The sequence below is a fragment of the Paenibacillus turpanensis genome, assembly GCF_011421635.1.
In the GTDB taxonomy this organism is placed as follows: Bacteria; Bacillota; Bacilli; order Paenibacillales; family YIM-B00363; genus Paenibacillus_AK; species Paenibacillus_AK turpanensis.
The window spans coordinates 60,100-81,003 of record NZ_WTLI01000025.1 but is presented as its reverse complement, the minus strand read 5'-3'; the positions used below and the strand labels follow the sequence as shown (position 1 = coordinate 81,003).

The following is a 20,904-nucleotide window of genomic DNA, read 5'->3' as shown; positions in this document are numbered from 1 at the left end:
TTGGCCCATCGCCTTAACTTAATGACATTGTCCTCTGGGGCAGCGCTTTTTTTGTGGCGGAATAAGCACTTGTCGATGCAAGTTCTTGATTTATTTCGCAGGTATGGTTTAATAGGTGAGACATTGTTATCTACTTTGACGGCATATTGCCAAGTTCTTTCATGAGGTGCATGACCCATATGACGAACTCCTTATCGATAAATTCCGAGAATCACATGCAGCCGCGCATTTTGATCGTCACTGCCGTTGACGCGGAAAAAGAAGCCGTAATGCGCGGGCTGCAAGGAGACGAAAGGTTCGCCGCTGCCGCAGTCGGCGTCGGTCCTGCCGCTGCCGCTGCTCGAACGGCGGCGCTCCTTGCAGCCTCGACGTATTCGCTCGTGATCAGCGCCGGGATCGGCGGCGGCTTTGCGGGACGGGCGGACATCGGCTCGCTCGTCGTCGCCAGCGAAATTATTGCCGCCGACTTAGGCGCGGAAACGCAGGACGGCTTCCTCAGCGTGGACGAGCTCGGCTTCGGCAGCAGCCGGATTGCCGTCGACTCTGTCGCTGCGAAGCGAATTGCAGCCGCGCTGGAGGCTGCCGGGCTGCCGCTTTGCTTTGGTCCGGTGCTCACGGTGACGACGGCAACCGGCACTGCTGCCCGTGCCGAAGAGCTGGCACGGCGAAATGCCGGCGCAGCAGCCGAGGCAATGGAAGGCTTCGGCGTCGCGGCAGCCGCTAATGACCGCGGCATTCCGGTCCTGGAGCTGCGCGCGGTTTCCAATCGCGTCGGCCCGCGTGACCGAAGCGCCTGGAGGATCCCCGAGGCGCTGCACGCGCTGGAGCAAGCATGTAAAGTGTTAACGGAGGTGCTTACGTAAACATGCAAATCGCTTTTTCGCCTTGTCCAAACGATACCTTTGTATTCCATGCCCTTGTGCATGGTTTGATTCCCGGCGCGCCTGATTTTAAGGTGACCTATGCGGATATTAACATCACCAATACACTAGCGACTCAGCCCGGTGGGCTGGAGGTCATGAAAATCTCTTATGCGGCGCTGCCGTGGGTGCTTTCCGAATATGCGCTGCTGCCATGCGGCGGTGCCCTAGGCCGGGGCTGCGGTCCGCTGCTGCTGACGCAGGAGCAGCGGGATCCGGCATGGCTTGCCGGACGCCGGGTCGCGGTGCCAAGCGAACGTTCGACGGCGTATTTGTTATTCCGCCTATGGGCGGCGCAGCAGGTGCCGGGAGGCGTCGGTGAAATTATCGTGATGCCGTTTCACGAGATTATGCCTGCCGTACGCGATGGGAAGATTGATGCGGGACTGGTTATTCATGAGGCACGATTTACGTATTCGTCCTATGGCCTGAAGCTGGTAGCGGATATGGGCAGCTGGTGGGAGAGCGACACGAAATTACCGATCCCGCTTGGCGCGATTATTGCCCGCCGATCCTTAGATTTGGCTGCGCTTGAAGGATGGATCCGCGCCTCTGTTCAGTATGCGTGGGCGAACCCCGAGCTTTCCAAGCAGTATGTGATGGAGCATGCACAGGAGATGTCGCCTGAGGTAGCCAAGTCCCATATTGACTTGTATGTGAATGAATTTACGGCAAATCTCGGCGAGGCCGGATATAATGCCGTCGAAGCTTTGCTTGGACGAGCTGTAGAAGAAGGGCTCGTGCCTCAATTCGATATGGCTCTGCTTCGCAACAAATCATAAGCCGAAAGCTATCCGGTGTCATATGCAAACAGCTTAAGAGCCAGCCGACCAAACATTCGGTTGGCTTTTTTTATGCAGGAATTGGGTATCGGCACAAGAATTTGTATACGAGAGTACAAGTATAACGAAAGTTCAAACATACATGATTTGCGAGATTGTGATCACGTACGAAATGGTTTGCATTGTTTTGTCAGAAATCTCTTCTTTCACGAGTCAGTAAAGTATCTACTCTACGCGAGGTGTTAGCAGTGAATCACAAATCCCTTGACCCTAGCTTGGATCAACAGGAGACAACAGACACTCCGGCTGTGAATCCCCTTATGGAGGAAATGGACGATCAAATGCTCGTCCGGCTTGCTCAGCAGGGCGAGCAAGAGGCTTTTGCCGAGCTGATCCGCAGGCATCGGGCGCAGGCATTCGGTTATGCCCGTACTCTCACGAGAGAGACCTTTCATGCCGAAGACATTGTGCAGGACGCGGTCATTCGGGCTTTTCTGCATCTCGGTTCTTTGACTGATCCGAGCCGCTTTCTGCCTTGGCTGCAGCGAATTGTGCGTAATCAAGCATATTCGAAGCTGAAGCGAAGATCGGGTTCAAGGGAAAAGCTGTTTTCCGAGCTGATGGAGGGGAATAACGAGCATTCATCGGAGGAAGGTTCGATGGACATGGAGGCTATTTTTCGCCGTATGTCCACTCGAGACAAAGAAGCCGCAGGAGGCTTGAATCCGGAGCTGCAACTTTTGCGCCAAGAAACGGTGAATATGATCAAAGAAATCGTGTACTGCTTGTCCCCGAAAGAACGCCGTATTTTTGAGTCGCATGTATTCGAGCAGCTATCGCCAATGGAAATTGCCGAAGCCTCGCAGCTCACAACGGCGAACGTGTACCAGATTTTGTCCAGGTCTCGGAAAAAAGTGATTCAGCAGCATATTCGCGTGGTTGTAGATCATTACATGGAATCTCGAAGGGAGCTTGTATCAATGAAAAAGGTTCAATTATCGCCAAAACAACTGCTTCAAGGGAAGTGCTCGTGGACTTCGGCGGGAACAGCGCTGCAGCAGCTATTTTCGTATACGGATCAGCATTATTCACTTCCGTATATTATGGGGATGACCGGTCTTGCTTTCCGCATTACGATATATCCAAACACGGTGCACATTGCTGGACCGACAAGCTTTCATTTCAACCGATTATTCACCGAGGGGCTGCGTAATCTCGGGTTTCGCGCCCGCATGGTGGAAGGGCTGAAGGGGGAGGCCGGACCGAACGCGAATTTAGTCGATCCCAGGCTGCTTACACCGGAGGCTAAGCTTAAAAGGCAGCTGCACAGTATGCTTCCAGCTGCGCTGGAGCTCATTCACAGCTCCATTGACAAGGGGCTTCCGGTTCTTACGTGGGATATGTTTATTCCGGAGTTTGGGATCGCCGACGGATATGACGATGAGAAGCAGGAGCTGCATGTCCTAGAGTGCGGGAAGAAAGGTAACGTTGCCTTTGAACATTTGGGACGTGGCATTCTAGAAGATTTGTTCGTGCTCGCGTTGGACGGAACGATAGAGATCTCCACTACGGAGCGGATTCGCGGCGCTCTTCGTCTGATTCTTGACCACTATCATGGCCGGGAATCCGGATTTGAGGATTGTGTTCACGGTCTCAAGGCTTATGAGACGTGGATGGAGGCATTCCGGGCCGGGAACATTGAGCCGAACGGAAACGCATATAATGCGGCCGTTATACAAGAGGCAAGAGCACAGGGGGCCGCTTTCTTGAAGGAGTTGTCGGAAAGCTGGAAGGGCGATGGAGAGCGCAGCCAGCAAATCAGGGGGCTATGCCGTGAAGCGTCAGCGACTTACGAGCAGATTGCAGATCAATTAGCGGATCTCTGTGTGCGGTTTCCATTTCCGGCGGGCGGAGCACCAAATGAGGAGGCGCAGGCGCAAGCGGCGATTGCTGTGCTGCAAGAGGTGTATGAACTCGAGAAAACGGCTGTAGGTTTGCTGGAGCAGCTGCTTACGGAAGTAGACGATTTGGAAGTCGAATGAGCAGCGTTGGTTTATTATAATAAATATTTTGGAGATATGTGTCGAATATTGTCATAATGTTGTTCGTTGTGTTATGATAAAGACATATAACTTGATCAAGGCAAAATTGCCGAAAGGCAATGACGCAAAGCTACAGGGGCTAATGTAGAAATACGATGCCAGCCAGCTGCCGTGGAGCTTTCAGAGCTAGTTTGAAGCTTGTCTATGGCCGCATAGACAAGCTTTTTTAACGTTTCGGCCTGCACTGCCTGTTCAGACAGAAAAACGTACATAGGTGGGATTACATCATGAACAAACATCGTTTCGTTGTATGCACACTGCTTTTGGCTTTCGCTTCCGCATCCATATCCGGCTTTCAAACGGCGCAAGCTTCGGAAGAGCAGGATGCTCCAGAGGAGAGAGCATCGGTCCAGTTGGAATTTATCGATGCTAACGAAGCAGCTTGGGCAACTTCATTTATCGGAAAAATGAAACATAAGAAAGTTATTTCCGGCTACGAAGACGGAAGTTTTCGCCCGAATCAGCCTGTGACTCGCGTTGAGGCTGTGATCATGGCCGTACGGTTGATGGGGTTAGAAGAGGAGGCGAAGGGTGCCAGCGGTTCACTTCTTTTCAAAGATGCTTCTATGATTGATGAAAAATACAGCTGGGCAAAAGGCTATATCGTCACAGCACTCCAGCACGGACTGTTTGATGTGTCTGAAGAGCATCTTCATCCGGAAAAACCGGCCAGTCGTATTTGGGTTTCGGGCTTGCTGGTAAAGGCGCTCGGACTTCAGGAAGAGGCGTTCGCGGCAATGACTACCGCAACGGACTTTCGGGACGCGAAGGATATACCGGCTGGGGCGGTTGGTTATGTAAATGTAGCGGCGGAGCAGGGCATCGTAGGGGGTTACCCGGATGGCACGTTTCAGCCGAAAAAACCGGTTACGCGAGCTGAAATGGCGGCGCTTCTGGACCGTACAAACGGGAATCTATTAACCCAAACGGGTGCTGAAGTTCGCAAGGGCAAGGTTATTTCGATTTCCTTTGGCGATCAGGCTGCAGGCGTGACGGAACGTGTGTATGGCACGGAAGCTCTAGGTACTCTGGTTATGGAGGCTTCAGAGGGAGAGGAGATTTCTTTCGATATTTCACCTGAGCTTGTGGTGTCTTTTCAAGATCGATTCGTGACAGCGACACAAATTCTTGAAGGAGATTACGTGATCGCAACGGTTCAAGACCAAGTCGTACTTGAAGCGAGCATCATGGAAACAGGGAAAGAGGACAAAAAGAAGGAAGACGACGACCTGAAGGATAAGAAGGAAGAGGAAAAAGAGAAAGAAAAAGAAAAAGAGAGAAAGAAAGAGAAGGAAAAAGAAAAAAAGAAGAAAAAGAAAAAAGAATCGGATGAGAAGGATAAGGAAGAAGAGCGGGAAGAGTAATCACCGAACGGACACCCATCAACATCGACAGACTCATACGTTAGTGTATCAAGGCACAATCTAGAATTGTGCCTTTTTTGTTTTGCGGCTGCAACGGAAAGATTCTCAAAAAAGAATGAGAAATATAAAAATAAATGTATGAATTTGTCTCTATTTGTGATATTTTAATAGAAATAAATGTCGAATTTTTCTAGTTGTTGAACTTAACGCCATAGGGTGGGAATCATCATGGAAACCAAACAAGATCAGCCAATCGCTCAGCTCAACGGCTGGACTCTGCGCCGGGACATTTTTAATGACAATGGACTCGTAGTGCTTTCTGAGGGAACTATTCTTAATGAGTCGCATGTAAAGCGTTTACAAATGCTTGGGATCACGTTGACAGCTTTGGATGTTTACAACGCTTCTGCGAAAGGTGAAGAGGCGGGAAGCAGCCCGAACTCCATTCAGAAAATTAATGCGCATGAGCTGGTTGACGACGCGATTGCTCAGGTGCGAACCATATTCGATCAAATCCGGCAATCAAGCAAGCTGCCCTTATCCGACATTCGCAAGGAAATTCTTCCTTGTGTGCAGGATTTATCGGAGGAACACGATTTGTATCATGTATTGTCCAGCTTGCAATCTAAGGACGATTATACCTACCGTCATAACATCGGTGTGGGGGTTCTCTCGACATTAATCGGCAAATGGATGAACCTACCCAGCAACGAAATCGCGCAGCTGACCGTTGCCGCTACGCTGCACGATGTCGGTAAAATGAAAATACCGAACGAAATCTTGATGAAACCGGAAAAATTAACTGCTGAAGAATATGCCCTCATGAAAAAGCATACGATTTTCGGCTATGAAATGCTGAAATCGACGGTCGGAACGAACCACCGGGAGGCTTTGGTCGCCCTGCAGCATCACGAGCGGGAAGACGGGACCGGTTATCCGTTTGGGCTGCGTTCTCATAAAATTGACTTGTTCAGCCGCATCGTTGCGGTAGCCGATGTGTTTCACGCGATGTCCTCCACACGCTCGTACCGGATGGCGTCTCCTTTTTATGAAATTTTAAAGGAAATGCATGAGCAGCGGTTCGGAGCTTTTGATCCTAAGGTGATCGGAATCTTTTTAGGGAAAATGATGGGCTCCTTAGTAGGAAATACGGTAGAGCTTACGGATGATCGCGTCGGGATCATCGTGATGATTAACGCCCATGACCCGATTCATCCACTTGTGCAGATTGACGATGCCTTTTTGGATTTAAGCAAGCAAAGCTCTGTCCATATTCGGCGTGTTTTGGCGAATTAATGAATGTGAAGGCTGCCCTGTTTTGAGGGCGGCCTTTTTCATGCTTTGGGGGACTCCCCATCGATTGTTGTGAGGTGCTTCATAGCTTGTTCATGGTACAATGGTAAGACGGGCTTCGATGAGAAAATGAACGGGATGATGATAAGTTGAAAAACGAGCTTCGGGTAAACGACATTATTGAGGTTAGTGTATTAGCGGGTAAAATTATGCTGGAAAACGGGGCGGAGACGTACCGGGTGGAGGACACCATGGAGCGAATTTCTCGTTCCTTCGGAGCGGGACCGGCTCACAGCTACGTGACACCGACAGCAATTTTATTTTCGCTGGAAGGCGCGGAGAAAACACGTCTAGCGCGCATTTCCAGCCGCACGATCCGGCTTGACAAGGTGACCTGGGTCAACCGCATTTCCCGCCAGATCAGTGCGGGGCAAGTCACACTTCCGGAGGCGTATCGTCTGCTCAAAGAAGCGGAGGCAGCGAAGCAAACGCATCCGTTGTGGTACAGCACCATAGTCGCCGGTATTTCCAGCGGCTGCTTTATGATGATGTTTAATGGCATGTGGAGTGATTTTATCCCCGCGGCCGCTGCTGGGGGGCTGGGGTTTCTTAGCTTAATTCTCCTGCAAAAGGTGCTTCATATTAAGTTTTTCGCCGAGTTTTCGGCATCGCTCTTCATCGGATTGCTGGCAAGCTTGTTTGTGTATGTTGGAGCAGGCACGCAGTACGATAAGATCGTCATCGGCTCGGTCATGCCGCTCGTTCCCGGACTGCTCATCACGAACGCGGTACGCGATTTGATGGCGGGACATCTCGTTTCTGGTCTGTCGAAGGGCGCGGAAGCGTTCCTGACCGCGTTCGCGATTGGCACGGGAATCGCGGTAGTCTTAAGCTGGTTCGGGTAACTGGAGGAGGTTCTACATATGACAATGATGGCAACACATGCTCTTACCAGCTTTTTAGCTTCCGCAGGCTTTGGGATTCTGTTTTATGCACCGCGATCATCCATCATACACTGCGGTTTTGTCGGCATGGCGGGCTGGCTTACGTATATGGTTTGCTCGTTCCGCTTTGACGCGATCGTGTCCACCTTAATCGCTTCCTTTGTCGTTACGGCGATAAGTCATGCCTTTTCCAAAATTTATCGGACGCCTATCATCGTGTACAGTATTTCGGGGGTTATTCCGCTTGTTCCCGGAGGGCTTGCGTACGAGGCGATGCGTTTTTTCGTTTTGAAGGAGTATCCGGAAGCGCTGGGAACAGCGGCGCAAGCGTTTTTAATCTCGGGTGCGATTGCCGTTGGGTTAGTGTGCTCGGAGGTCATTCATCAGTTATTTCAGCGGAAAGCTCGGTAAATTTATAGGGCAGATCGCTCTAGGAAATGCCTTGGCTCTCTAAAAGTGAAGGCGATAAAGTCTTTCGAAACCATTGGTCTCGAAGGACTTTTTTGGTTTTCTAGACACGGATGCTTCATAAAAAATTTATTTTTTTGCCAAAAGGGTATTGTTGGAAACGCAAATATCTGTTGCTTTGATAACCGCAGAAAAGGCCATGACGGAACGATCACCTCTGACCGTACACAGGCGGTAGCCGAAGCGATGCCGGATGTGGAGCAAATTCCATATGTCGGTTTAGCCGATAAAAAGGGCGAGTTGCTGCGAACGATCGATATGCCTTATTACTGCAATCATTATCACGCGAATAACGACAATTCCTTGCTGATCGGGGATACGGTTGATGATTTGGTGCTGATTGATTTGCAGCAGGAAAAGCCGGAGCCGACCGTGCTTTGCACACATCATACGTCATGGTACTATAATCGTACCCATCCTCATCCAACATTTAGCTGGAACAGCGAGAAGATTTTGTTTTCTACGGAGCGGGATAAGGGCAAGCTGAACTTGTACCTGATAGAGCTGGAAGAAGGCCGCTGAACGCAGCGGGACTAGGTGTTCTTGAGGCTAAGGCTTGGTCGCTATTGTTTAAGCTGAACAATATTCGAATTTCATGATTTGACTATAATTAACTACATTAATAAAAGTGTTTAATACTATTAAATAAATGAGGGGGCAGCAAGAAGGTGAACATAGTAGTCGCTCCAGATTCGTACAAAGGCAGCCTCACCGCCGTTCAGGTAGGCGAGACGATGGCAAAGGCACTGCAAAGCGAACTGCCGGATGCTATCATCCACATTATTCCGATGGCAGACGGCGGAGAAGGAACTGTCGACGCGGTGCTTCGTGCAACGGGAGGAAGGCGCATCGAAGCGAAGGTGACAGGTCCGCTCGGAGAAGCGGTGGAAACCTATTTTGGGACCTTCACGGATGAACGGGGGCCGGGGGCCGTTATCGAAGCGGCCAATATTTGCGGTCTGACTATGGTACCGAAGGATCGCAGGAATCCGCGATTTACAACGACACGAGGCTTAGGCGAAATGATTCGCATTGCGCTGGATCAGGGCATTCGTCGCATGTTGATTGGTCTAGGAGGCAGCGCAACGAATGACGGCGGTCTGGGCATGCTTTGTGCACTAGGGGCGCAGGCTTTGGCGCCGGATGAGCGGTCGCTGCAGGGCTTCGGTGCAGATTTGTTTGGTATTACTTCGCTGTCACTTCAACAGCTTGATCCGAGGCTTGCTGAGTGCGAATTGGTGATCGCATCGGATGTACGGAATGCTCTATTGGGTCCGGAGGGGGCATCGTATGTGTTCGCTCCGCAGAAGGGGGCGGCGGCCCATGAGCTGGCCGAATGGGACGAAGCCATGTGCAGATATGCGGAGCTGTTGGAGTTCGAAGCCGCTAACGTTATGAAGCTTAATTCACGAGCAGGCGATCTACCTATGCGGCTGCGGGAATTGGCTGGGGCGGGGGCCGCCGGCGGGCTCGGCTTTGCTCTTCTAGCGATCGGCGGAAGGATCATTTCCGGCGCACAGGCGGTAGAGCAAATATGCGGCCTGCATGCGCTGATCGGACGCTGTGACTGGGTGCTGACCGGCGAGGGACGAAGCGACGGACAGACCTTGCAGGGCAAGCTCCCCTTTTATGTGGCGGAGCTTGCGAGGGCTGCCGGTAAGAGGGCGGTACTGATTTCCGGCAGCTTGGGCGGCGGGAGCGAGCAGCTGACTCCGTATTTCGCCGGCTGCTTTGCCGCATTGCGTGAGCCGGCCGACGTGGAGGAGTGTATGCGGAATGCGGAGCAAAATGTGTTGGAATGCACTCGCAGCGTCGCTCGTTTGATTCGTCATTTTACAACATAGCTCTGTTTGAAATGCTTGGTACGAAAGGGAGGGGAACCGAAGTGAATATCGTTGTATTGGACGGTTATACGTTAAACCCGGGGGATCTCGATTGGGAACCACTGCGGCGGCTGGGTACAACAACGCAAATTTACGATCGAACTGCGCCGGGTGAACTGCTTGATCGGGCGGCTGACGCGGAACTCTTGCTTACGAATAAAACGGTGCTGGCGGCTGAGACGCTAGCCCTGCTGCCGAAGCTGCGTTACATTGGGGTGCTTGCAACGGGCTATAATGTGGTGGATGTTGCAGCTGCCGAAGCACGGGGGATTACCGTTACGAATGTACCGACCTACGGCACCCATTCCGTGGCGCAGTTCGTATTTTCGCTGCTGCTTGAGCTGTGTCATCGTGTTCAGCGCCATAGTGATGCCGTTCATGCAGGGGAGTGGTCACAATCTGTCGATTTTTGCTTTACTCGGGCTCCCTTAATGGAGCTTGCTGGCCGGACGATGGGCCTGGTCGGTCTTGGCCGAATCGGGACGCAAACGGCGAAGATTGCGGAAGCGATGGGTATGAAGGTTATCGCGTCGGGAAGAGCGTCAAGCCTGAGCAAATCTACTGACGGGATCAAGCGGGTGCCTCTAGAGGAGCTATTACGCAGCGCTGATGTGGTAAGCCTTCATTGTCCCCTCACCCCATCTACGGCCAACCTGATCAATGAAGACGCTCTACGCATGATGAAGCCGATTGCATTCTTGATCAATACGTCAAGAGGTCCGCTCATTGATGAACAGGCCTTAGCCGCCGCATTGCATGAGGGGCGTTTAGCCGGTGCGGCGCTCGATGTGCTGTCAGTCGAGCCACCGCCTGCGGATCATCCGTTACTTGGGGCGCCGAACTGTATTATCACTCCACATATTGCATGGGCGACCTTTGAAGCAAGACAGCGGCTCTTGGGTACAGTGATCGACAACGTAAAGGCGTATCTGGAAGGACGGCCGCAAAATACAGTCGGTGCCACCAAATAGAAATTGATGAAAAGCATGCTAATCAATGGCATGCTTTTTTGTCCTTTTGCAGCCATTTACAGGATGTAGAACATGTGTTCTAATGTAATGGTTGATGTTTATTTCAGGCTTGGGGGATTTCACATGACTCAAAATGGCATTGTATTCGTTGTTAGTGTTTCGATCATGCGTGAGGACAAGGTACTTATGGTCAAAGAAAACAAAGCATCTGTTCGAAATAAATGGAATTTCCCATCTGGTAGAATCGAGTTCGGTGAAGATATTTTGACAGCAGCCTGCAGAGAAGCAAAGGAAGAAACTGGATACGACGTTGAGCTTACAGGCACTACAGGTATTTATAATTTCATCAGCAGTTCAAATCACCACATCATTTTAAACCATTTTATTGGTGAAATAGCTGGCGGCTCTCTTCAGTTAGATCCAAGGGAGATCATTGATTCTAATTGGGTATCACCACAGGATTTGCTAAATCCAGAAGTAATGGAATTACGTGATAAAGAAGTTATGAAACAGATAGCCGAAAATCTTATCTCTAAGAGTGAGTTCCCCTTAACAGTATTCAAAATGATGTAGGAATCATGTACAAACCTATTGGAAAACGAGAAAGTATGGGCTAATCCTCACGAATTTCGCAAATCCACGCAAATCCCCTATAATTGTAAAAAAGTATTGAGGAAGGGTGATGGCACATGAAGAAAGTCGTTTTAGCGGGTGGCACGGGATTTTTAGGACACTATTTTACAGAGAAATTCAGCTCACTCGGCTACGATGTGCTGATCATTTCACGAAACCCTCAGCATATTTCTTGGGAAAACACACCGGACATCATGAATGCCTTGAACGGTGCAGAAATGCTGATCAATTTAGCCGGTAAGTCGGTCAACTGCCGATATAACGAGACGAACAAAAGGGAGATTTTCAATTCTCGAACGGAAACGACGAAAACGCTGGGGAATGCGATCCTTGCGTGCAGCGAGCCTCCAGCATTATGGCTGAATTCAAGCACTGCGACGATCTACCGCCATGCGGAGGATCGACCGATGACGGAAACAACCGGCGAAATCGGTTCCGGCTTCTCCGTTGAGGTTGCCAAAGCGTGGGAGGAGGCCTTCTTTTCATTTAAACTGCCGGCGACACGCCAGGCGGCACTACGGATTTCAATTGTGCTGGGCAAGGATGGAGGCGTCATGATTCCTCTAAAGAAGCTGGTCTCCTATGGCCTTGGCGGCAAACAGGGGCCGGGCACGCAGAAGTTCAGCTGGATTCACATCGAGGATTTGTTTCGCATGATTATGTTTATGAAGGATCGGGAGGAGCTGCAAGGCGTGATCAATTGCGCTTCACCATACCCCACGACCAATGAGGAATTTATGAGTGAGCTTCGACGAGCTATGAATATGAGGTTTGGGCTTCCGGCTCCAAGCTGGCTGCTGGAGATCGGTGCTGTGCTCATTCGGACGGAAACTGAGCTTGTGCTGAAAAGTCGCTGGGTCGTACCGGAACGATTGGAGGCAGCCGGTTTTGTGTTTCGCCACCCCACGCTTCGAGAGGCGCTTCAGGATCTGGTGACCTAGCGGGCCGAGCACAGCTATATCCCGCTAGACCAACCGAGCGATGCAAAACCGAATGCATGGCATTCTACCGACTGGTGTTTACGTTCTCTAACGGCAGCTTTATCGTAAATGTCGTTCCTTCGTTCGTTTTGCTTTCCACGTAAATATGACCGTTATGGTTGTTTCGAATAATATTGAAAGTCACCATGAGGCCAAGACCGGTGCCCTTTTCTTTGGTTGAATAGAAGGGCTCACCCATTTTGGCCAATACCTCCGGCGGTATGCCCAACCCGTTGTCTTTGACCCGAATCACGGCCTCGCCCTCTTGCACAACGACATCGATACGAATCTCTCCGCCGTCATCCAACGCTTCAATCGCATTTTTAATAAGGTTAATAAAGACCTGCTTCAATTGATGCTCGATGCACCAGATGGGCAGCGTGGATTCGTCCCATGCGGTATTAATGCTTATGTTTTTAAAAATGGCCTGCGGCTGCATGAGCTGGACGACCTGCTGTACCAATTCTTTGATGTCATGATTTTCGTAATAGGAGCTTTGCGGCTTGGAGAAGGTGAGCAGCTCTTGAATAATGGACTCAATCCGGTCAAATTCTGAATCCATAATCTGATAATACTCGGGATTATATTCGTTTTTCGCATGCATCAGCTTCAGGAAGCCTTTAAGAGTGGTAATCGGGTTACGGATTTCATGCGCGATTCCAGCGGCCATTTGACCGACCACGGACAGCTTTTCCCACTGCTGAATGATTTCGTCGGTTTTCAGCTTTTCCGTCATATCCCGGAACGTAATGACGCTGCCGGCATGGTGTCCATCGACCATGATCGGCTGAACGGTGTATTCCACGGGAAAGCTGGAGCCCGACTTATGCCAAAAGATATCATCCTTCACAAACATGCTTTCCCCGCTGTTGAGTGCGTGATAAACCGGGCAATGATGGAGCGGGACATGCTTTCCATGAGGATCGGTATGATGGATGAGCTCATGTAAATTATGATATCGGAAATCGGAAATATGATAGCCGGTCAGCCGTTCCGCAGCTTTATTCCAAAAAATGACCTTGGCATCAAGATCAATTCCATAAATTCCTTCGGCTACGGAGTCTAAAATTAACTGGTTTACGTTAGTTAATGGCTCGGTGCCATTCGTCAGGTGATTAGCAGTCAAGCTGTTTTCGTTGGGCATTGTTGAGTTCCTTTGGTGTTTATTGGTTTTACTTATTATACCGAAATGAGGAAAAGGTTGTCGAAAGAAAAAGATGTTAAGATTTTTTTGGGACAATTGCCACTTAATTACCATGAGGATCACACCTTTTTACATAGGGGGAAAGGAAACGACCTGATAAGATGAGGGATGCATACATACACGGAAAGCAGGGGAGGCGATAGGGCAGGCCAGGGGTCGAAGGCAATGTGATGTACGTGCTGCATTGGTTGAACAGCTTGTGCGCGATAACAGCTGTCGTTCGAATGAACGTAATGCCATGGGATGACAACAACGTGAACTGCTTATCTTGATCATGACAACCCCACTATCAAAGGAGTGATACGATGCTGAAACGATTTCTAGGCCTCGCATTATCCAGCTGCTTAGTGCTAACCGCCTCGATCCCTGCGGCAGCGGCCGAGGTCTCTATGACCGGTACAAGCTATGATTATCCATTTCGAAATCCAGATCTTCCGCTAGAAACGAGAGTGGACGACTTGGTTTCGCGGCTGACGCTTCCCGAAAAAGTCTCACTCATGCATCAATACCAGCCGGCGATTCCGCGCTTAGGCATTCCTGCGTTCCGTACCGGAACCGAAGGGCTTCACGGAATTGCCTGGCTGGGGGAAGCTACGGTATTCCCTCAGGCGACCGGGCTTGCCAATACGTGGAATACAGAGCTGGTCGAGCAAATCGGCTCCGCTGTCGGCGACGAGGCAAGGGCCTTCTATAAGCGGAATCCCGTTTCCCACGGACTGAGTGTGTGGGCTCCCGTCGTCGACCTGATCCGCGATCCGCGTTCAGGCCGCAACGAGGAGGGCTTTGGGGAGGATGCTATGCTTTCCGGAACGATGGGGAAGGCGTATGCTTCAGGCATGAAGGGGAACGACCCGTTTTATTTGAAAACGATTCCAACGCTGAAGCACTTTACCGGCTACAATAATGAAAAGGATCGGGGCTTCAGCTCTTCCAGCATTGATCCGCGGAATATGTATGAATATTATGCAAAGTCATTCGAGCCCGCCATCAAATCTGGTGCAGCTTTATCGGTGATGCCGGCTTACAATTCCATTAACGGGAAGCCTGCGATTGCGAGTCCGTTAATCAATGACCTCATTCGAAAGGAATGGGCGAAAGAAGGATTATTTGTTGTCAGTGATGCGTTCGATCCGACAGGCACCGTAACCGATCACAAGTATGTGGAAACGTACCCGGAAGCGATGGCGCTTGCGATTAAAGCCGGTGTAGACAGTATGACGGATCAGGGAGAAAACTCGGCGGTTATCATCGGCTATATTCATCAAGCTTTGGAACAAGGCTTGATCACGGAAGAGGATATTGACCGTGCCGTGAAGCATATGTTCATGGTCCGGTTCCGGCTCGGAGAATTTGATCCACCTGAACGAAATCCTTATGCCGGCATCCAGGAGGATGTCATTAATAGCGAGGCGCATCAGCAGCTGGCGCTGCAGGCTGCGCGAGAGCAGCTCGTGCTGCTGAAGAACGAACGCCAGGCGCTCCCGCTAAATAAGCAGAAAATAAATAAACTCGCGGTCATCGGACCGCTGGCCGACCAGGTGCTGACGGATTTTTATAGCGGAACCTTCCCTTATACGGTTTCCACACTAGAGGGTATCCAAAGTAAAATGCCGGCTCAGTCCGTGGCATTTTCCAGAGGGGTGGATCGCATTGCGCTGCAGTCCGTGACCAGCGGCAACTATGTGACGGCTAATCCGGACGGTAAAACGCCGCTGGAAGCAAGTGCAGGCGAAATCGGCACGAATGAAACGTTTGACTTATACGATTTGGGCTGGGATCAATTTTTGTTCCGCGCAAGAGCGAATGACCGTTACCTGCAAAACCTGTGGGGCAACCCGGATGTGTTGAATGACGGTGATGCGCCGGGCGCGAATCAATGGTTTACATACCAAAACTACCGGTATGAAAAGCAGCAAGACGGAACGTATTCGTTGTATAATTACCAATCCGGTCACTGGGATACGAGCTTGGAGGGCGGACGTTATGTAACCGTAAGCGATGCGGCGCCATACCGGTTAAGCACCTCCAAGGAATCGATAACCGGAGATGCGGAGAAATTCCGTGAGACGGTCGTTGTGAACGGGGAAGAGGAAGCGGCAGCCGCGGCACAGGGAGCCGATGCTGCGATTGTTGTAGTCGGCCACTTCCCGCAAATTAACGCACGTGAAACGATCGACCGTGCGGATCTGATTTTACCGCCGGAGCAGGAGGCGCTGATTGAAAAGGTCGCATCGGTGAACCGCAACACGATTGTCGTTGTTGTTTCGGGCTTTCCGATGGCCATGCCAAAGGTTGAGCGCAATCCGAATGTGAAGGCGATTTTGTACTCGGCTCATGGCGGTCAAGAGGAAGGAACGGCGATTGCCGACGCACTGTTCGGAGACTATGCTCCGGCAGGACGGTTAAACCAAACATGGTATGAGGGGGTTCACCAGCTTCCGGATATGATGGAGTACGACATTCGGAAAGGCAACCGCACCTACCAATATTTTGACGGCAAGCCTCTGTATCCATTCGGTCATGGTTTAACGTATACCCGCTTCAAATACAGCAATTTACGATTGGAGCAGCGTGCGGTAGATGCGAACGGAGAGATTACGGTATCGGTGGATGTAACGAATACCGGTTCCATCGCAAGTGACGAGGTCGTACAGCTTTACACGCGGGCAAACCACTCCAGAGTGGAGCGGCCGATCAAAGAGCTTAAGGCGTTCCAGCGCCTTTCGTTCCAGCCGAAGCAAAAACGAACCGTTACCTTCCGGCTTCCGGCCAATGATTTGCAGTTCTGGGATGTGACCCAAGAGAAGTTTGTTGTTGAATCTGGTATCTACACGATTATGGTAGGCAGCTCCTCCGAGGATATTAAGGAGAAGGCGCTGTTAAAGGTGAACGGTGAAACGATTCCGAACCGCGACCTCTTTGTAGAAACAAGAGCGGAAAATTACGATGACTACGCCGGTGTGCGTCTCGTTGAGGATCGGGAGACAACCGGCAGCAGTGTCGGGGAGACGGAATCGGGAGCTTGGATTATGTTCAAAGACGTTGATTTCGGCAGCGGCGCTTCGTCATGGGAAGCACGGGCAGCGAGTGAAACCGGCGGGAAAGTCGAGGTACGTTTGGATCATCCGAGAGGCCGCGTCGTATCCACACTGGACGTTCCGCAGACCGGCGGACTTCAGCAGTGGACCTCGGTAAGCTCGGCCGTGTACGGTGCGGAGCGGGTTCGCGATGTATATTTGACGTTTGACGGTTCGCTGAACTTGTCTTCGTTCCGCTTTAATCCTTCGCACGCTTCGCTTACACTTACTGCCCCAGAGTCGGCAGCCGCCGGTGAAGTGTTTTCCGTGAACCTTGGGGTAAGCAATGTGACGGAGAGTGTTTACGAGCAGAGGGTGACCCTGCTGTTTAACCCGCACCAGCTTGAGCTTGCAGAAGGTGAGCTTTCGATCGAGCCGACGGTGCCTGGGACGAAGATAAACGATGTGCAGATTGGGCATGGAAGGATCAGCATTGATGCGCGGTTTTCACCGACTGATACCTCCGGGACCAGCCAAGCTCCGGGTGTGCAAATTCGGATGAAGGCGAAGGAGGCAAGGCGGGATACGGTCAGCACCCTTGCGGTAATTCGCGGGGAGCTGGTCACGTCATCTGGAGCTTCCGTAAAGCTCAAGCCGCAGAAGCTTCGTATCCACTTGAAAAGACCATAACGTATAAGGGCTCCGGTTTTCTAACCGGGCCCTTTCTTTCCGCTTCACGAAAAATGAATTGATCAATGCCGGAAACGATTATACAATCAAGGTGTAATTACCAAATCATGGGACTGATGGGCGTGAAGCTACCTTTTACCCGTTTCACTACGTTCATTTCGTATCGACTGCGCAACCAGCTTATTTTTGCATTTTCCGGAATCGTGCTGTTTATTGTGCTCCTGCTGACTTTGTTATCTTATACGCAAATGACGAGGATGATCGAGCAGCAGTTTTTGCTGGCTAACAAAGAAAATATTAAGCTGGTCAATCAAAATCTCGATACGTATCTAAAGCAAATTGAAGAATTGTCGGTCTCTCCGCGCAAGGATGAGCAATTTATGAATTCGTTGTTATCAGAGGAGTATTTACCTCAGCAGTATGTACAAAATCAAATGAAGAACTTGTTTTACTCCCGCGACGATATCGAAGAAGTTTCGCTTTATACACCAAACAATCACAAGCAGTTTATCGTATCCCGCAGTCTCATCAATACGATCCATTCGATCAATCCGCATATACCCAAAGAAGCCTGGTATCAGGAGGCGATTCAAAGCAAAAGCTTCAGCAGCCTGCAATCGCGTTACGAGACCCGGGGCAAAGATTCGGGAGCGTTGTTTTTTACCTTTCACCGGATTTTGATCAACATCGCCGACAAAAGGCCGCTCGCCGCGCTCTCCATCACTTTTAATGTAAGTCGTTTAAACAAAATTATTGAAGGGATCCCGGATCAAACGAAGGATTCCATCGGAATTTTTAGTATGGACAATCGGCCGTTTTATTTAAAAGGGGAGCAGTGGGGGCAAATCGATCTGGCGGGCATGCTTCAAACGTTTGCAGCGCAGCCTTCTATGGACAGCATCGAGTGGAAGGAGGCAAACAAAGGATATTTTGTCATTCACAATATATCGCCTCTAACCAAATGGAAGCTGGTTCGTCTCACTCCGACCGATGTGGTTAATGGAAGGGCGCAGGAGGCCGGACTAGTAAATCTGGTCATTGGCTGTGGTCTTCTCCTTATTTTTATCCTGATCGTCATGCTCGTGTCCGGAATCATTACAAGAAGGCTGAAGCGCTTCTCGCAGACGATCGACCAGTTGGGCGAGGGGCAGCTGCGCAGCATCGAACAAATTGATGGACAGGATGAAATCTCACATTTATCTCGAAAATTCAATCAAATGGTTGGGCGAATCAACGAGCTGATTTTGGAAAAGTACGAAATGAAGATCAGTGAACGTAATGCCCAGCTGAAGGCGCTTGAGGCGCAAATTAACCCGCATTTTTTATATAATGCTTTGCAAGCGATTTCAACAAAGGCGATATTACATGGCCGCAACGATATTCATGACATGGTCGAAGCGCTTGCCTCCACCATGCGGTACTGCATACAGGACGGTTACCAGGTATCAGTCGCAGATGAATTGGAGCACGTGATGTATTACACCATGCTGCAGAAGGCAAGGTTCGGCAGCAGGCTGCAGGTGGTTTGCAACCTTCCGGATTCGCTGCACTCGATTCGCATTCCGAAGATGCTGCTGCAAATGCTGGTAGAAAATTCAATTAAGCACGGATTGGAGCAGTCTTTCCATCCCGTGGTCATTTCGATCTGCGGTAAGGTGGAGTACGGCAACGCCGTTCTATCGGTAAGTGACAACGGTCCGGGTATAACGCCGGAGCGTATGAAGGTCATTCGTGCTCATATCGAGGATATCGGAGAACCGAGGTTTGGGGAGCATATCGGACTTAAAAATATCGTCACCCGATTAAAGCTGATGTATGGCGATCAGGCGCAATTTTCGATGGAAAGCAAGCCGGGTGAGGGGGTTCATGTAACGATCACATTTAAACTAGGCAAGGAGGCTGCATATGTACAAGGTGCTCATCATTGATGACGAGGAACCGGTTCGGCTAGCGATCCGCGCGTTAGGACAGTGGGAGGAGCTGCAATTCGGGAGAATCGAGGAGGCCATGGATGGCCAGCAAGGCTTGGAGCAGCTGAGACAACTTCAACCGGATCTTGTCTTTGTTGATATGAAGATGCCGTATATGAACGGGGTAGAATTTTTGAATGCAGCGGTTCAAGAGCGACCGGAGGCAAAATATGTCGTTGTCAGCGGTTACGGGGATTTTCAATATGCGCAGGAAGCGATGAGAGCCGGCGCATTGGAATATATGCTAAAGCCCGTTAATCGCAAGGAGCTGCATCGTGTCATGTGCAAGGCTGCCGAACAGCTCGGCTCTACGCGGCGGCAGCGTGAAGAGAAGGTTACCGAATCGATTCGCAACAACATTACCGCCCCCCTCGTACGCGAAAAAATTTTTTCGTCCATGATTGATCAAAGCGGACGCTTTCACCGTATAGGTGAGCTCGAGGAGCTGCTGGGAATCGAAATCCACCGCTCAAGCTTTCGGGTGGCGGTCGTCCGTGTACGGAATGAGCAGGCGGTTTGCAGCGGCAAATTCCGCGGCGACGAGCACGCGTATTTCTTCGCACTCTGCAACGCGTTAAACGAGCTGTGCAAGCCCTTTGCGCAAGCGTTCAGCTTTCGAAGCGGGGGGGTCGAGCGGGAATTTGTCGTTGTCATGACCGCTCAACTCCCTGCTGCCGCATCGGAGGTCTATTCCGGATTAACGGAAGCGGTGGCGCAGCTCGAAGCGATCTTTGGGACAGAGGCGATGGCGGCGTTTGGGGAACGTGCCCGCCCATTGGAGGAGCTGCATGATGCCTACGAGGAGGCAGCCGCAATTTTGGAAGGAGCGAACCTGCTTGATCCGCGGCAGCGGGTGTATAGCGGGGTACCGTGTGCGCTTCAGGCAGAACGTCCGTCGCTATTGACGCATAAAGAGGCGCTGCAGCATGCCTTGGAAACCGGAAGCCCGAGCTACGCCTGCTCGATGGTTCGGCAGTTTTTTGCCGAAGCGCGCGCTGGAGGGTATTTTAGCCTGGAGCATATGAAGTGCGCGTCGGCGGAGCTGCGCTTGCTGCTGGAGTATGTCATGAAGCAGGCGGAGCTTCCAAGAGAGCTGCGTACTCGCGTGATGAGAAACTTCGACCAAACCTTTCAGTATCCATACTACGACCTGGAGAAGCTCGCATCGGATGCTGCATTCTTTGTTCAGGAAGCGGTGGAAACGATGCTGGAAACGTTAAAGCCCCGAGACCGGATCAATTTGAATCAAATGAAGGAATATATCGACCGCCATTATTATCAGGACATTTCCATCCCGTTTTTTTGCGAGAAATACTATGTGAGTAAGGAGCATCTGCTTCGGTTATTTAAGCAAAAGTTTGGCTGCGGCATTCACGAGTACATACAGCGTGTTCGCATGAGCAAGGCGAAGGAGCTGCTGCGCGACCCCCATGTGAAGGTCAGCGCCGTTTGTGAGCTTGTCGGCTACCGTGACAACAATTATTTCAGTAAGGCGTTCAAGAAATATTTCGGGGAATCGCCGAATGAATATCGGAGCCAGCTTCAACCAAAGCATTAGCGTTGGGAGTGCGCGGCAAGAACTTGCGATCCATCAACTTTTTCCTATGAAGGCATCAGGAAATTCCATAGAGCGAGGAGGGCTTCTGAGGGTAAGATGAACGCAGAACCATAGAATCGTAACGA

16 protein-coding genes and 1 riboswitch are annotated in these 20,904 nt (G+C 50.8%); of the genes, 15 read left to right on the top strand and 1 reads right to left on the bottom strand.

All coding sequences use genetic code 11. From position 1 onward, the window contains the following. Positions 1–215 precede the first annotated feature (215 nt). The 12 genes from GQS10_RS19940 to GQS10_RS19885 all read left to right on the top strand — a co-directional run bounded on the left by GQS10_RS19940 (position 216) and on the right by GQS10_RS19885 (position 12,301). Entirely contained in the window at positions 216–863 is a 648-nt protein-coding gene (locus tag GQS10_RS19940; RefSeq protein WP_243735292.1) for a futalosine hydrolase, read from the top strand. A 2-nt stretch (positions 864–865) separates the two neighbouring features. After that, positions 866–1,702 (top strand): 1,4-dihydroxy-6-naphtoate synthase, encoded by an 837-nt coding sequence (locus tag GQS10_RS19935; protein ID WP_166245512.1) that lies wholly within the window; start codon positions 866–868, stop codon positions 1,700–1,702. A 248-nt stretch (positions 1,703–1,950) separates the two neighbouring features. Then, positions 1,951–3,744, top strand: a complete 1,794-nt coding sequence (locus GQS10_RS19930; RefSeq protein ID WP_341805107.1) for an RNA polymerase sigma factor — start codon at positions 1,951–1,953, stop codon at positions 3,742–3,744. A gap of 89 nt (positions 3,745–3,833) precedes the next feature. Beyond that, a riboswitch (cyclic di-GMP riboswitch) is annotated at positions 3,834–3,918 on the top strand. A 113-nt stretch (positions 3,919–4,031) separates the two neighbouring features. Next, positions 4,032–5,168, top strand: coding sequence for an S-layer homology domain-containing protein (locus GQS10_RS19925; protein ID WP_166245510.1), 1,137 nt, complete (start codon positions 4,032–4,034; stop codon positions 5,166–5,168). Between the two features lie 228 nt (positions 5,169–5,396). Next, entirely contained in the window at positions 5,397–6,464 is a 1,068-nt protein-coding gene (locus tag GQS10_RS19920; RefSeq protein WP_166245508.1) for an HD-GYP domain-containing protein, read from the top strand. A 146-nt stretch (positions 6,465–6,610) separates the two neighbouring features. Further along, the gene (locus tag GQS10_RS19915; RefSeq protein ID WP_166245506.1) at positions 6,611–7,366 is read left to right on the top strand and encodes a threonine/serine exporter family protein; all 756 of its coding nucleotides are present in this window, start codon (positions 6,611–6,613) and stop codon (positions 7,364–7,366) included. A gap of 18 nt (positions 7,367–7,384) precedes the next feature. Continuing rightward, complete coding sequence (locus GQS10_RS19910; RefSeq protein WP_166245504.1) at positions 7,385–7,816, top strand: threonine/serine exporter family protein; 432 nt, start codon at positions 7,385–7,387, stop codon at positions 7,814–7,816. Between the two features lie 243 nt (positions 7,817–8,059). Further along, complete coding sequence (locus GQS10_RS19905) at positions 8,060–8,395, top strand: hypothetical protein (protein ID WP_166245502.1); 336 nt, start codon at positions 8,060–8,062, stop codon at positions 8,393–8,395. Positions 8,396–8,541: 146 nt separating this feature from the next. Next, entirely contained in the window at positions 8,542–9,717 is a 1,176-nt protein-coding gene (locus tag GQS10_RS19900; protein WP_166245500.1) for a glycerate kinase, read from the top strand. 41 nt (positions 9,718–9,758) lie between these two features. Next, positions 9,759–10,727 (top strand): NAD(P)-dependent oxidoreductase, encoded by a 969-nt coding sequence (locus GQS10_RS19895; protein WP_166245498.1) that lies wholly within the window; start codon positions 9,759–9,761, stop codon positions 10,725–10,727. A gap of 123 nt (positions 10,728–10,850) precedes the next feature. Then, a complete protein-coding gene (locus GQS10_RS19890) occupies positions 10,851–11,300 on the top strand; it encodes an NUDIX hydrolase (RefSeq protein WP_166245496.1) in 450 nt (149 codons plus the stop codon). 116 nt (positions 11,301–11,416) lie between these two features. After that, positions 11,417–12,301, top strand: coding sequence for a TIGR01777 family oxidoreductase (locus GQS10_RS19885; protein WP_166245494.1), 885 nt, complete (start codon positions 11,417–11,419; stop codon positions 12,299–12,301). 64 nt (positions 12,302–12,365) lie between these two features. Here GQS10_RS19885 and GQS10_RS19880 read toward each other — a convergent pair whose 3' ends face one another. Further along, complete coding sequence (locus GQS10_RS19880) at positions 12,366–13,484, bottom strand: ATP-binding protein (RefSeq protein WP_166245492.1); 1,119 nt, start codon at positions 13,482–13,484, stop codon at positions 12,366–12,368. Between the two features lie 365 nt (positions 13,485–13,849). On the opposite strand from GQS10_RS19880, the gene GQS10_RS19875 reads away from it, so the two are divergent. The 3 genes from GQS10_RS19875 (at position 13,850) to GQS10_RS19865 (ending at position 20,779) form a co-directional block, all read left to right on the top strand. Further along, positions 13,850–17,251: a glycoside hydrolase family 3 C-terminal domain-containing protein gene (locus GQS10_RS19875; protein WP_166245489.1), complete on the top strand. Its 3,402-nt coding sequence runs from the start codon at positions 13,850–13,852 to the stop codon at positions 17,249–17,251. Between the two features lie 65 nt (positions 17,252–17,316). Then, entirely contained in the window at positions 17,317–19,179 is a 1,863-nt protein-coding gene (locus tag GQS10_RS19870; RefSeq protein WP_166245487.1) for a sensor histidine kinase, read from the top strand. Next, positions 19,157–20,779 (top strand): response regulator transcription factor, encoded by a 1,623-nt coding sequence (locus GQS10_RS19865; protein ID WP_166245485.1) that lies wholly within the window; start codon positions 19,157–19,159, stop codon positions 20,777–20,779. The genes GQS10_RS19870 and GQS10_RS19865 overlap by 23 nt, the downstream gene beginning before the upstream one ends. The last annotated feature ends 125 nt before the right edge of the window (positions 20,780–20,904 follow it).